Source organism: Frateuria sp., from assembly GCF_035943815.1.
Taxonomy (GTDB): Bacteria; Pseudomonadota; Gammaproteobacteria; order Xanthomonadales; family Rhodanobacteraceae; genus Frateuria_A.
Window position 1 is genome coordinate 198,830 of sequence record NZ_DASZBU010000005.1, and the last position, 11,203, is coordinate 210,032.

Annotated in this window: 15 protein-coding genes; 12 read left to right on the plus strand and 3 right to left on the minus strand. The window is 68.8% G+C overall.

From position 1 onward, the window contains the following. Window positions 1–82: 82 nt before the first annotated feature. The 3 genes from VGU65_RS02540 to VGU65_RS02550 all read left to right on the plus strand — a co-directional run bounded on the left by VGU65_RS02540 (window position 83) and on the right by VGU65_RS02550 (window position 2,266). Window positions 83–955, plus strand: coding sequence for a LytTR family DNA-binding domain-containing protein (locus tag VGU65_RS02540; protein ID WP_327472592.1), 873 nt, complete (start codon window positions 83–85; stop codon window positions 953–955). A gap of 85 nt (window positions 956–1,040) precedes the next feature. After that, complete coding sequence (locus VGU65_RS02545; RefSeq protein WP_327472593.1) at window positions 1,041–1,757, plus strand: hypothetical protein; 717 nt, start codon at window positions 1,041–1,043, stop codon at window positions 1,755–1,757. A gap of 65 nt (window positions 1,758–1,822) precedes the next feature. After that, on the plus strand, window positions 1,823–2,266 hold the full coding sequence (locus VGU65_RS02550; RefSeq protein ID WP_327472594.1) for a DUF6491 family protein: 444 nt from the start codon (window positions 1,823–1,825) through the stop codon (window positions 2,264–2,266). On the opposite strand, the gene VGU65_RS02555 is transcribed toward VGU65_RS02550, so the two are convergent. The 3 genes from VGU65_RS02555 to VGU65_RS02565 form a co-directional block, all read right to left on the minus strand. Further along, window positions 2,263–3,084 carry a ferritin-like domain-containing protein gene (locus VGU65_RS02555; RefSeq protein WP_327472595.1) on the minus strand — a complete coding sequence of 274 codons (822 nt, stop codon included), beginning with the start codon at window positions 3,082–3,084 and terminating at the stop codon, window positions 2,263–2,265. The two genes, VGU65_RS02550 and VGU65_RS02555, sit on opposite strands and share 4 nt — an antisense overlap. Before the next feature lie 107 nt (window positions 3,085–3,191). Further along, complete coding sequence (locus VGU65_RS02560) at window positions 3,192–3,608, minus strand: universal stress protein (RefSeq protein ID WP_327472596.1); 417 nt, start codon at window positions 3,606–3,608, stop codon at window positions 3,192–3,194. Window positions 3,609–3,668: 60 nt separating this feature from the next. Further along, window positions 3,669–4,538, minus strand: coding sequence for a YihY/virulence factor BrkB family protein (locus VGU65_RS02565; protein ID WP_327472597.1), 870 nt, complete (start codon window positions 4,536–4,538; stop codon window positions 3,669–3,671). A 152-nt stretch (window positions 4,539–4,690) separates the two neighbouring features. Here VGU65_RS02565 and VGU65_RS02570 point away from each other — a divergent pair, with 152 nt between their 5' ends. The 9 genes from VGU65_RS02570 (at window position 4,691) to VGU65_RS02610 (ending at window position 11,172) form a co-directional block, all read left to right on the plus strand. Then, window positions 4,691–5,149, plus strand: a complete 459-nt coding sequence (locus VGU65_RS02570) for a hypothetical protein (RefSeq protein ID WP_327472598.1) — start codon at window positions 4,691–4,693, stop codon at window positions 5,147–5,149. 164 nt (window positions 5,150–5,313) lie between these two features. Then, entirely contained in the window at window positions 5,314–5,772 is a 459-nt protein-coding gene (locus tag VGU65_RS02575) for a hypothetical protein (protein WP_327472599.1), read from the plus strand. A 79-nt stretch (window positions 5,773–5,851) separates the two neighbouring features. Then, window positions 5,852–6,694 (plus strand): energy transducer TonB, encoded by an 843-nt coding sequence (locus tag VGU65_RS02580; RefSeq protein WP_327472600.1) that lies wholly within the window; start codon window positions 5,852–5,854, stop codon window positions 6,692–6,694. 81 nt (window positions 6,695–6,775) lie between these two features. Continuing rightward, window positions 6,776–7,528 carry a DUF2884 family protein gene (locus VGU65_RS02585; RefSeq protein ID WP_327472601.1) on the plus strand — a complete coding sequence of 251 codons (753 nt, stop codon included), beginning with the start codon at window positions 6,776–6,778 and terminating at the stop codon, window positions 7,526–7,528. 198 nt (window positions 7,529–7,726) lie between these two features. Then, a complete protein-coding gene (locus VGU65_RS02590) occupies window positions 7,727–8,167 on the plus strand; it encodes a PA2169 family four-helix-bundle protein (protein WP_327472602.1) in 441 nt (146 codons plus the stop codon). A gap of 23 nt (window positions 8,168–8,190) precedes the next feature. Next, window positions 8,191–8,763 (plus strand): DUF924 family protein, encoded by a 573-nt coding sequence (locus VGU65_RS02595; protein ID WP_327472603.1) that lies wholly within the window; start codon window positions 8,191–8,193, stop codon window positions 8,761–8,763. 174 nt (window positions 8,764–8,937) lie between these two features. Next, a complete protein-coding gene (locus tag VGU65_RS02600) occupies window positions 8,938–9,240 on the plus strand; it encodes a hypothetical protein (protein WP_327472604.1) in 303 nt (100 codons plus the stop codon). 109 nt (window positions 9,241–9,349) lie between these two features. Further along, window positions 9,350–10,162 carry a DUF2884 family protein gene (locus tag VGU65_RS02605; protein WP_327472605.1) on the plus strand — a complete coding sequence of 271 codons (813 nt, stop codon included), beginning with the start codon at window positions 9,350–9,352 and terminating at the stop codon, window positions 10,160–10,162. Window positions 10,163–10,341: 179 nt separating this feature from the next. Next, window positions 10,342–11,172 (plus strand): mechanosensitive ion channel family protein, encoded by an 831-nt coding sequence (locus VGU65_RS02610; protein WP_327472606.1) that lies wholly within the window; start codon window positions 10,342–10,344, stop codon window positions 11,170–11,172. Window positions 11,173–11,203: the final 31 nt, after the last annotated feature.

Here is an 11,203-nt window from a genome sequence, read left to right on the forward strand (position 1 = left end):
CCGGGGCCGGGACGGGACGAACCGTGAGCTGGCCGGGACGAGTTGTTTGCGCCGCAACCGGCCATCGAACCAGAATGGCCGGATGTCTCCGTCCACCAGCCTCGAATATCGCGATTTCCATCGCTGGCGTCGGCCCGCCGAGATCGCCTTCTGGGTCCTGCTGGCCATCCTCAACACCGTGTTCAACAGCATGGTGGCGCAGATCGATAATGCGCGGACCGCCGCATGGGAGCCGTGGGTGTGGGAGTGGACCAGTTCGCTGGTGATGCTGGTGCTGGTGCCGGTGGTACTGGCGGTGGAGCGGCGCTGGCCGTTCGGCTTCGACACTTGGCGGCGCAGCCTGCCCTGGCACCTGCTGGCCACCGTGCCCTTCAGCCTGGTGCACGTGGGCGGCATGGTGGCGCTGCGCACGCTGGCCTACGACCTGGCCGGCAGGCGCTACGACTTCGGGCCGTGGTGGTCCGGCTTCGGCTATGAATACCTCAAGGACGCGCGCACCTACTTCCTGATCATCGCGCTGGTCTGCCTCTCGCGGCTGTGGTTGGTGCGCTGGCAGGGCGAGGCACGGCTGCTGCAGGCTCCCGACGAAGGACCGCCGGTGGAGCCGGTGGAGCGCCCCGAGCGCTTTCTGGTGCGCAAGCTGGGCAAGGAATTCCTGGTCAACGCGCGTGAGATCGAGTGGCTGCAGGCAGCGGGCAACTACGTCAATCTGCACGTGCGCGGGCGTGACTATCCGTTGCGCACGACCATGGCCGCGATCGAGGAGCGGCTGGACCCGGCGCGGTTCGTGCGCGTGCACCGCAGCTACTTCGTCAACCTGGACTGCCTGGCCGAGATCGAGCCGCTGGATACCGGCGACGCGCGGCTTAAGCTGCGCGACGGCGCGGCCGTTCCGTGCAGCCGGCGCTACCGCGCGCAGTTGCGCGAACGCTTCGGCGAGGCGGCGGTGTCCTGAGCCGGGGCACGCGGGCCGCAGGGCGCTTGCGCCCTCCGCCCGCCCGTTCCACGCTAAGGCCCTTTCCTCGCCAAGGAGCGTGCCGATGAAGCTGCCTTTCCGTCCTGCCGCGATCGTGCTGTGCGGCGCACTGGCCCTGGCCGGCTGCAGCTCGCAGGACCAGGGGGCGGCCAACGCCCCGGCCGCGGCGCAGACCGATGACTCGGCGCGCAAGCTCGACACCTACCGGCAGTTGCTGCGTATCCACAATGACGAAATGGCGGTGGCCATGGGCCATGACATCCTCGACCATTACCCCGGCAGCGCCGCGGCGAAAGAGGTCCAGCAGACCCTGCCCGACATCGAGAAGCGCTGGAAGGAAAACAGCGAGAAGAACCGCCTGGCCGCGCTGTGGCTGTATCAGGTGTCGCCCATGGAAGGCGGCACGCAGTCGACCGCGACGATCTACTCCAGCCAGCCTTCCGGCAACGATCGCGTGCGGCTGGTGCTGCGCCGGCACACCGCATGGGGCCAGAACGCGTTCCTGTTCGGCAGCGGCCATGGTTTCGTCTGCCGCGGCAATTGCACGATTGCCGCCTCGTTCGATGGCAAGGCGCATGGCATCAAGGCGTTTGCCCCCTCCACCGGCGAGCCGGCGCTGATGATCCGCGACGACAAGGATTTCATCTCCAGGTTGGAGAAGGCGAAGAAGATCACCATGGACGTTACCTTGGTCGACGGTGAGAAGAAGCAGACCTTGGTCTACGAGGTCGGGGGCTTCGACCCGGCCAAGTGGCAGGCGCTGCCGAAAAGGAAGAAGTAGGACGGTGCACCGGCGCGTCACCTGCGCGTTGATTGCATTGGCTGCCTGGCAGAGGAGGCATACCCATGTCGTTCAAGCGCGTGATGTTCGCCAGCACCGCCGCCGCGGTGCTGGCCGCCTGTTCCAGCGTCCCTTATGCGCAGCGTGAGGCCCAGCGCACGGCCGCCTACGAGGCTGCCGCCGGCGCGCCGGTCAGCAGCTTCCACTTCTTCACGCCGCTGTGGTCGTGGGAGCCGCTGGGCACCGATGAGGTGGCGATCTATACCCGGCCCAGGGAGGCGTGGCTGCTGGACGTGCCCGGGTGCAACCAGCTGCCCTTCGCCAGCGCGATCGGCCTGACCTCGAACATGAACCAGGTGTCCGTCAACTTCGACAAGGTGCTAACCGGGCACGGCCAGTTCCCCTGCACCATCACCCGGATCCGCCCGATCGACGTGGCCAGGCTCAAGGCCCTGCAGCAGGAGCAGCGGCAGATCCAGGCGCAGCCGCGGGAGCCGGCCAGGGACTAGTTGAGGAACAGCTTCTCGGCCAGCTTGGCCAGCGGCTTTTCCAGCGCGCCCTGCAGCCGCGGCGGGAAATCCAGCGGTTTGAGCAGCATCTTCACCGTCATCTCCGCCGGGATGTGCCGCCGCAGCAGGTCCTGCGCCTTGCCGGCGACCCGTCGGAACGCCTCGCGGTCGCCCTTGTGCTGCGGGTAGCACTGCTCGAAGACGTGGCGCAGCGCGATGTCGCTGTCCTCGCTGCGGATCTCGTTGACCCTTTTGAGCACCGCGCGGAACACCTTGTATCGGCCCAGCCCCTCGTTCTCGCGGTAGCGGCGGAAGTGCTGGTAGAAGTACTTGTAGTGGCGCACCTCGTCGCTCTTGATGTAGCCGGTGAGCTGCTTTAGGACCGGCTCGTCGGTGATGTCGTTGAGCGCGCGGTACAGGCTCGCGGTGCCGGTCTCGACCACGCAGCGCGCGGCCAGTTCCAGTCCGCGGCTGTCTTCCAGCTGCTCGGCGGTGCACACCGCGCCATACTCGGCCCAGAACGCGGCGAAGCCGGTGTCCCAGTCGAATTCCGGCCACACCGCGCGCACGTAGGCGGCCAGCGCGCGGCCGTGCTGCAGTTCCTCGTGTTCCCAGTGCTGGCTCAGCCACGTCTGCAGTTCCTGGTCGCCATCGAAGTGCGCGACCAGGTTGTGCGTGTACAGGTCCGAGCCGCTCTCCACGAAGGAAGAGCTGCAGAGGAGGAAGAACAGTTCCTCGTTGTGGCGCACCTGGGAGCGGTCGATCTGTGCGAGGTCGAGGCTTTGCAGCGTCCAGGGCAGCGAAGGGGTGTAGCTCACGCGGGCATCCTGTGGGGGCGCGGCGTCAAGCGCGCATGTGACGAGAGGATGACGGACAGCATAAGGCCTCGCGACCAAGGCGGATTAACCCCACCCGACCTACGAGCCTAACGCACCACGGTCACCGGCACGTGCGCGCGGGCCAGCACATCGCCGGAAACCGAGCCGAGCAGCCAGCGCGCCAGGTTTCCCCGCTCGGTATGGCCGATCACGATGTGGTCGATGCCGTGCTGCTGCACCTGGCTGAGCAGCACGTCGCCCGGGCTGCCGTGGGTGACTTCCACGTCGATCAGGTCCCCGGCCTCGGGCTCCATCTCGACCAGCTCGTCCAGCAGTTCCTGCGCGCGCTGCGCGCTGGAGTCGGCCATCATCAAGGCGCACGCGTCGGCGCCACCTTCGGTCACCTGCAGCACGGAAACCACCCGCACCCGCCCGCGGCAGGCGCGCGCCAGGGCGACGGCGAGCTGGAACGCCCGCTGCGAGGTGGGCGAGCCGTCGTAGCCGACCAGTGAGTAGCTGAACATGGCGCCTCTCCGTTGCGCGTGATGGCTGAAGGATCGGGCTGACCGATTATGCCTCGCCGCTCAGCGGTCGCACGGCCCGACCAGCTGTGCGTGCACGTTGGGCCGGATAGGCACGCCGCGCACCTCGGCCACGTTCTGCGTGAGTTCGGCGCCGAGCAGCAGGATCACCACCGAGTAGTACACCCACACCAGCAGTACCACTACGCTGCCGGCTGGGCCGTAGGCGCCGCCGACGTTGCTGTGGGAGAGGTACAGGCTGATGCCGAACTTGCCGATGGCGAAGAGCACCGCGGTGAATACGCCGCCGAGCAACGTGTCGCGCCAGTCGATGCGGGCGTCCGGCAGCACCTTGTAGATCGAGGCGAACACCAATCCGAACAGAACCAGCGAAACCAGCGCCTCGATCACCTGCCAGGCCAGGGTGTCGCTGTGAACGAATACCGCGATCGCCGCACTGGCCACCAGCGAGACGATCAGCAGGAAGGCCAGCGTCAGCAGCAAGCCAAGCGCATGCATGCGCGTGAGCAGCCAGCTGAAAACCGCGTTGCGCGGCGCCGCCTTCAGGTTCCACACGCGATTGATCGCCAGCTGCAACTGGGCGAACACGGTCGATGCGCCGATCAGCGTCACGGCCAGGCCGATGATGCCGGCCCAGTGGCCCAGCTGGGGCCGCTGCTTGGCGTTGCTGATCACCAGCTTCACCGCATCGGAGGCCCGCGTGCCGACCAGGTTGTTGATCGAGCCGACCAGCTCCTGCTGCCACGCCGGCTGCAGCGAGGCGACCAGCCACAAGAGAAGCACCAGCATCGGCGCGAACGAAAGGGCCGAATAGAACGCGACGGCGGCGGCGTGCGTCATCAGGTCGTCCTCGGCCGCGCCGCTGGCGGTGCGCTTGACGACTTCGACGCTGGATTGCCATATCGACCGCATGCACGCCCTCCGGAGCTTTGCGCTGAGCATGGAGCGCCCGCTGCGCGATGATCGTGAACGGCTGTGGCCCTGTTTGCTGGCGCTTTCTTCACCGGCTCCGGGCCAGACTCGACCGCGGGACACAAGCAACCGTTGGGAAGAGGAGAGCTGCCATGAACATGCGTACCGCCGCTTTGGCGAGCCTGGTCCTGGCCGGCGCTACGGCGCTGTCCGCGTTGCCGGTGGAGCGCGCCCGCGCCGCCGAGCCGATGGTCAAGTGCGAGCTGAGCTACAACCTGCATGGCTGGTCGATCATCTACAAGCAGGCTGAAGGTACCGGCATGGTCACCTGCAACAATGGCCAGAGCGCGCCGGTGAAGATCAGCGTGGTCGGCGGCGGCCTGACGGCCGGCAAGTACCGCATCGACAACGGCAAGGGCGAGATCTCCAGGGTGCATGGCATCGCCGAGGTGTTCGGCGACTACGTGCAGGCCGGCGCCGAGGCCGGCGTGGTCAAGAGCGCGCATGCGCAGGTGCTGACCAAGGGCACCACCTCGCTGGCCCTGTCCGGCACCGGCCAGGGCATCGACCTGGGCGTCTCGGTTGGCAAGTTCACCATCGCGCGCCGGTAGGCGGGGCCGAAGGCTGCCTTTCGCCATAGGCAGGGGCGATCCACGCGCGCATCCGTTGCGTCGTACACTCGCGCGTCTTTCGTCTCCGGAGCCGCCATGCGCCGCTTGCTGCCGTCGATCGCCATCGTCCCATCCGGTCTGCCGATGACGAGGGCGGTCTCGTGATGTCGCAGGTCGCCGTCGCCATGCTGCCGCGTTTCGCCGCCTGGCGCGTGGCCACCTGGATGCTGCTGCTGCTCGCCGCTTTCGGTGGCGTGCAGTATCTGCGTTACGGCGACTGGCCCTACCTGGCCGGGACCCTGGTTGTCGTCGTGGCCTGCGCCGGCGGCATCCTGCGCCAGCCCTGGGCACGCCAGGCACTGCGCGTGGTGGCGTTGCTGCTGGTGTTGTGGGTGCTGGCCAGCGGCGGCCTGTTGTTCGCGCAATGGGACCAGTTCGCCCAGGCCCGCGCCCACGCACTGGCCCAGCCGCGGCCGGAGATCCTGCTGCTGGTGATCGAGCAGGCTCGCCGCAGCTATCTGCTCGGCTTGCTGCTCAAGGCCCTGCTGGTGCCGCTGTTGCTGTGGCTGGCCTGGCAGCTGGGGCGGCCGGAAGTGCGTGCGCAGTTCGTTGTACGCAGGTAGCCATCCGGCCGACCGCCTAGGGCGTACAACCTTCGATCCGAACTAGACTGCGCGCACTGCCACTTGGGGAGGTGGATCGATGAAACGGCTGCTGGCGGGGATCGTGGGGCTGATGCTGGCGGGCACTGTGCTGGCCGGCGGGCTGCGTGCCGTTCGGGAACGTGTCGAAGGCAGCATGGTGGTGACGGGCACCATTGACATCACGCCGGAAGGCACCGTGCTGGGCTTCGCGCTGGACCACCCCGAGAAACTGCCGCCGGTCGTGGTCGATGTCATCGGCAAGACCCTGCCGACGTGGACCTTCCAGCCGGTACTGCAGGATGGCAAGCCGGTGGCCGCCAAGGCCCGGATGAACCTGCGCATCTTGGCCAAGCCGATCGGCGGGGGCAATTTCCAGGTCGCCGTGCGCAGCGCCTACTTCGGTGACCATCGCGCCGGCATGAAGACGGTGGGCCCCCAGGAGAAGCCGCACTATCCGCGTGAGGCAATGCAAGACCGGGCGAGCGGAACGGCCTACGTGGTCTTGCGCGTGGACCGCTCGGGCCGTGTTGCGGACGCGTTCGCCAGGCAGGTCGACTTGCGCGTGCTCGCCGACGACCGCGAGCTGGGCCGCCTGCGCGGATTGTTCGCGCAGGCGAGCGTGAAGGCGCTGCGGCAGTGGGCCTTCGAGCCGGCTGCGACATCCGACCGCGAGCCGTACCGCATCGCTCTGGTGCCGGTGAGCTACGCCATCGGCGAGCGCGGCCACCTCGTCGGGCATGACGCCTATGGTCAGTGGCAGGGCTATGTGCCGGGGCCGGTGGAGCCGGCACCCTGGTTCGACAAGGACAAGATGCTCAGCGGCGCAACCGACGCGCTTTCCGGTGACGGGGTCTTCGGGCCCCCGAGTCTCTCGCTCCTCACTCCGCTCGATCAGGGCTGAGCCGCCGGCGCCGGTTGGTTCAGCCCGGGTTGACGCAGGGGCAGGTATCGCTTGGGTCCCCGCCTCCACGGAAAGCTCGCGATGCGCCCGCGGCACCTGATCGCCTGTCTCCTGCTGTCCACCGCACAGCCGCTCCTGCATGCACAGGACCTGGCGGCCACCTGCCACGCCAGCAGCAGCTACGACCTCACGGTCAAGCCCGACAGTCTGGTATTCGACCGCCCGCAGCCGGCGCCCTTCCAGGTGCAGCTCGCCGCAGGCAGCCTGCGCACCGATGGCCACCCGGTGCAGCTGGATGCCGAGAGCCAGGACCGGCTGGCCCTGTTCGAGCGCGCGCTGCGTGCGCTGGTGCCGCGCGTGCGCGCGGTGGCCGATGCCGGCGTCGACCTGGCCGCGCGCGCCATGCACGACGAAGCGGCCGACATGCATCTGGCGCCCGCCACCATGGATGAACTAAACCGTCGCCTCGCCGCGCAGGCTGCCGAGCTCAGGCGGCGCATCGCGCAGAGCAACAGCACGCACGATTGGCAAGGCGACCTCGCCCAGCAGTACGCCAACCGCATCGCCGGCGAGCTGGTGCCGCTGGTCGCCGCCGACCTGGGCCAGCAGGCGCTCGCCGCCGCCATGAGCGGCGACCTGGATGCGGCAGCGCGCCTGCGCGACGAGGCGACGGACCTGGCCACGCAGATGCAGCCGCGGCTGCAGCGGCGCATGCAGGCGCTGCGGCCGCAGGTGCAGGCCCTGTGCCCCTCGATCCGCCGCCTGGCGGACCTGCAGCAAGGCGTGCGTGATGCCGACGGCCGACCGCTGGACCTGGTGCAGGTCGGGGGCTGAGGCCGGTCAGGTCCAAGGCGTATGCCACTCTTTGCCGAGCGCGTCAGCGCCGTGGTTGGCCATGTGAATGGCCGACCAACCCAAACGGTGCCTGAGGACGAGGGCGGGTCGCGCCCTGCGCGTCCCGCAAGTTAATCCGCGGCTAAGTGGCGGGGGCCGACCATGTCCGCTCCCCTACGACCCGCAGGAACGAGCCACGTGGCGCCGCGCCCGCAAACGATCTTCAACGCGCTGATCCGCCGCGGCATCGACCTGCGTGCGCTGTACCGCGACGCTTCCACGCAGGCCAGCGAGCCCGGGCTGCGCGTGGTGCTGGGGGAAAACGCCAGTGCGCTGGACCAGGTGATCGCCGACCTGCAGCTGCAGGTGAGGCAGCTCGGCGGCACTCCGGCGCGCCGCGGCCGCTTCGGCGGTGCCGCGCGGCGCCAGATGATCGAATGGCTGCTGCCCGACACGCCGCGCCGCGACGTCGCCTGGATCGCCCGCCTGGCGCATGGCGAAGCGGCCCTGGTGCACGCCTTCGAGCGGGGCATGCAGCACGCCCCGCCGGAAGCCGCGCTGGTGCTTCGCCGCCAGCTGCCGCGGCTGCAGGGCATCCACCTGGACATGCATAGCCTGGCGCGCGCCGGGCGCTGCTAAGCTGCGCCCGCCAAGGGGGTGGTATGAACACGAGCGCGCGCGAAGTGCTGGATTTCTGGTTCGCGGACGAGAACACCGTGCGCTGGTTCCTGCGCGACGTCGGCTTCGACCAGGCCATCCGTGAACGGTTCACCGGCACGCTCGAAGCGGCCGCCATCGGCGAGCTGGACAGCTGGGCGCTGACGCCGCATGGCTGGCTGGCTCTGCTGATCGTGCTCGACCAGTTCAGCCGCAACATCCATCGCGGCGACGCGCGCGCCTTCGCCCTGGACGGCAAGGCGCAGGCGCTGGCCCTGGCCGGTCTCGAGCGCCGTGACGACGAGGCGCTGGAACCGCTGGAGCGCGTGTTCGCCTACCTGCCGCTGGAGCATGCCGAGGACCTCGCGCTGCAGTGGCGTTCGGTGACGCTGTTTCGCGCGCTGGCCCTACAGGCGTCGCCCACCTCGCGCGGGCAATATGAGAACTTTCTGGACTACGCCCGCCGTCATTGCGAGGTGATCACGCGTTACGGCCGGTTCCCTCATCGCAATGCGGCGCTGGACCGGGCCAGCACGCCGGACGAGCTGGCCTATCTGGCCGAGGGCGGCGGGTTCTAGGGCCATTCCCGCGTGGTAGGGTCGGCCACGGAAGAAGCACGAGAGCGCGGGCTCGTCGTCGGACGGTCATGGCGACAGCGCGCCGGCAAGATCGGCGATAGCCCGAGCCCGCCGAGAAACGGGCATCCACCGCCCAGGCACCGGTCGGGGCACGAACCAGGGAAGGAGTACGACATGCGCATCATTCTTGTCGGCAGCCTCTGGCTGCTGTCCACCGTTGCGGCCGCGGACACGCTGCGCGTGGGCAGTCATTTGCTGGTGTCGGGCGACAGCGCCGCGCAGGTCCGCGAAGCGCTCGGCCGTCCCTCGCGCGTGACGCACCATCGCGATCGCGATCGCGCTGGTTCAGCGCGCCACCGCCGCGGCGCGGCCGCCGCCAAACCCGCCAGCGAAAGCTGGATCTACCGCCGCGACGGCCGCGAAATCACGGTGACGCTCGTCGACGGTGCGGTCACGACCATCCAGCAGCGGCCCTGACCGCGGACACCGCCGCGGGCGTGACCGATGGCACGGCATGACGCCTGGCCCATGACCGTGCGGGCGGCGCGATGGAAGCTCGTTCCGTACCGCCGACAGGAGCGCCGCGATGCGTCCGCTGATCACCACCCTCGCGCTCGCCGCCAGCCTGGCGCTCGGCCTGCCCGCCCAGGCCGACGGCGTGCACCTGCACGACCACAAATGCAGCTTCGGTACCGACTACGACGTGCAGGTGCAACCCGGCGGCATCACCTTCGATCGCGATGACGGCACGCCCGGGCGCGTGTTCATGCACGACGGCACGCTGCGCGTGGATGGCCGCGCGGTGGCGGTTTCGGCCGGCGACGCCGCGCGTCTGCGCGAGTATGAAGGTCAGGTGCGCCGTCTGCTGCCGGAAGTGGCGGCGATCGCCCGCGAAGGCGTGGGCATCGGCTTCGACGCGCTCACCACGGTGGTCGCCACGTTCGCCGACGAGCCGGCCGAGCGCAGCCGACTGACCGCGGAGCTCAACGCGCAGCATCGTCAGGCACTGGCCAGCGTCGACAACGGCCTGGGCCAGGGCGTGTGGCGCAAGCACAGCGTCGAGGACCTGATGGATCACCAGGTCGGTGACGCCATTTCCACCCTGGTGGGCACGGTCACCGCCAAGGCGGTCAAGGCGGCGCTGAGCGGCGACCAGAGCCAGGTGGCCGCGCTCGAGGCGCGCGCGGATTCGCTGGACAAGGCCATCGACAAGGAAGTCGATGCCCGGGCCGACAAGCTCGGCGAGCGCGCCGACGCCCTGTGCCCGCAGCTGGCGCGGCTGGACCAGCTGCAGCAGCAGTTCGAATTCCGGCTCAAGGACGGCTCGCGCCTGGCGCTGGTCGACCGCCAGGAACACGACAACGAGGCTTCCGCCAAGACGAAGCCCGGGACCCGCTAGCCGACTACCCCACGGCTGGGCGGGCCGGCCGCTCTCCTGCATCGACCATTCAGGCGGCCATCGGCCGCGCCGGGTTCCCCCAGCCGGCGCGGCTTTTTTTTGCGCCAGGCACAGGTCTGCGTGCCAGGCCCTCACGCGCGCCCTGCTAGGCTCGGGCACTTCGCCCGCGGAGTGGACCGATGCTCGACCTGCTCGCCCGAATCCATTTCTCCGAGGAAGCCGTTCGAATCGGCATCAAGCTGCTCATCGCGCTGCTGATCCTGCTGGTGGGCATGTGGCTGGCCGCGCGCGTGGCCAACCTGGTCCAGCGCGCCATGCACCGGGCGGAGGTCGACGCCACGCTGGTGGGCTTCCTGCGCAACCTGATCTATGGCGTGCTGATCGCGGTGCTGGTGGTCAGCGCGCTGATCACCGCCGGCGTGCCCTCCGCGCCTTTGGTCGCGGCGCTCGGTGCCAGTGGCCTGGCGCTGGGTCTGGCCCTGCAGGGCTCGCTCAGCAACCTGGCCTGGGGCGTGCTGCTGATCATATTCCGGCCCTTCCACGCCGGCGATTTCATCCATGCCGGCGGTGTCGACGGCACCGTGGAAACAGTCAATCTGATGTACACGCTGCTGGTGCTGCCGGACAACCGCGAAGCGATCGTGCCCAACGCCAAGATCGGCGCCGACGCGATCATCAACGCCAATCGACGCGGCACGCGCCGCTTCGAGCTGAACATTCCGATCGGCATGCAGGACGACATCGGCCATGCGATGGCGCTGATCGAAAAGCTGTTCGATGCCGACCCGCGCATCTTCAAGCAACCACCGCCTACGGTGGTTACCGGCAACGTGGGCGAGGGCACGGTGAACCTGATCGTGCGCGCCTGGACGCGCTGCGATGACCTGTGGGGCACGCAGACCGACCTGCTTCGCGCGATCAAGGAAACCTTTGCCAAGGAGAACATCCGCATCGCGGTGCCGCAACGGCAGATGACGATGGTGCAGGCCGAGGCAGCCAAGGCAGGCTGAGAGGGCGATCCTGCAGCGAGCGCCAAGCGAG

Excerpts from the sequence above, each read along its gene's own strand:
- VGU65_RS02595 (WP_327472603.1), top strand. The coding sequence starts at position 8,191 with ATGAACACGAGCGCGCGCGAAGTGCTGGATTTCTGGTTCGCGGACGAG.
- VGU65_RS02605 (WP_327472605.1), top strand. The coding sequence starts at position 9,350 with ATGCGTCCGCTGATCACCACCCTCGCGCTCGCCGCCAGCCTGGCGCTC.
- VGU65_RS02575 (WP_327472599.1), top strand. The coding sequence starts at position 5,314 with ATGTCGCAGGTCGCCGTCGCCATGCTGCCGCGTTTCGCCGCCTGGCGC.
- VGU65_RS02610 (WP_327472606.1), top strand. The coding sequence starts at position 10,342 with ATGCTCGACCTGCTCGCCCGAATCCATTTCTCCGAGGAAGCCGTTCGA.
- VGU65_RS02600 (WP_327472604.1), top strand. The coding sequence starts at position 8,938 with ATGCGCATCATTCTTGTCGGCAGCCTCTGGCTGCTGTCCACCGTTGCG.
- VGU65_RS02580 (WP_327472600.1), top strand. The coding sequence starts at position 5,852 with ATGAAACGGCTGCTGGCGGGGATCGTGGGGCTGATGCTGGCGGGCACT.
- VGU65_RS02585 (WP_327472601.1), top strand. The coding sequence starts at position 6,776 with ATGCGCCCGCGGCACCTGATCGCCTGTCTCCTGCTGTCCACCGCACAG.
- VGU65_RS02560 (WP_327472596.1), bottom strand. The coding sequence starts at position 3,608 with ATGTTCAGCTACTCACTGGTCGGCTACGACGGCTCGCCCACCTCGCAG.
- VGU65_RS02540 (WP_327472592.1), top strand. The coding sequence starts at position 83 with ATGTCTCCGTCCACCAGCCTCGAATATCGCGATTTCCATCGCTGGCGT.
- VGU65_RS02545 (WP_327472593.1), top strand. The coding sequence starts at position 1,041 with ATGAAGCTGCCTTTCCGTCCTGCCGCGATCGTGCTGTGCGGCGCACTG.
- VGU65_RS02550 (WP_327472594.1), top strand. The coding sequence starts at position 1,823 with ATGTCGTTCAAGCGCGTGATGTTCGCCAGCACCGCCGCCGCGGTGCTG.
- VGU65_RS02570 (WP_327472598.1), top strand. The coding sequence starts at position 4,691 with ATGAACATGCGTACCGCCGCTTTGGCGAGCCTGGTCCTGGCCGGCGCT.
- VGU65_RS02565 (WP_327472597.1), bottom strand. The coding sequence starts at position 4,538 with ATGCGGTCGATATGGCAATCCAGCGTCGAAGTCGTCAAGCGCACCGCC.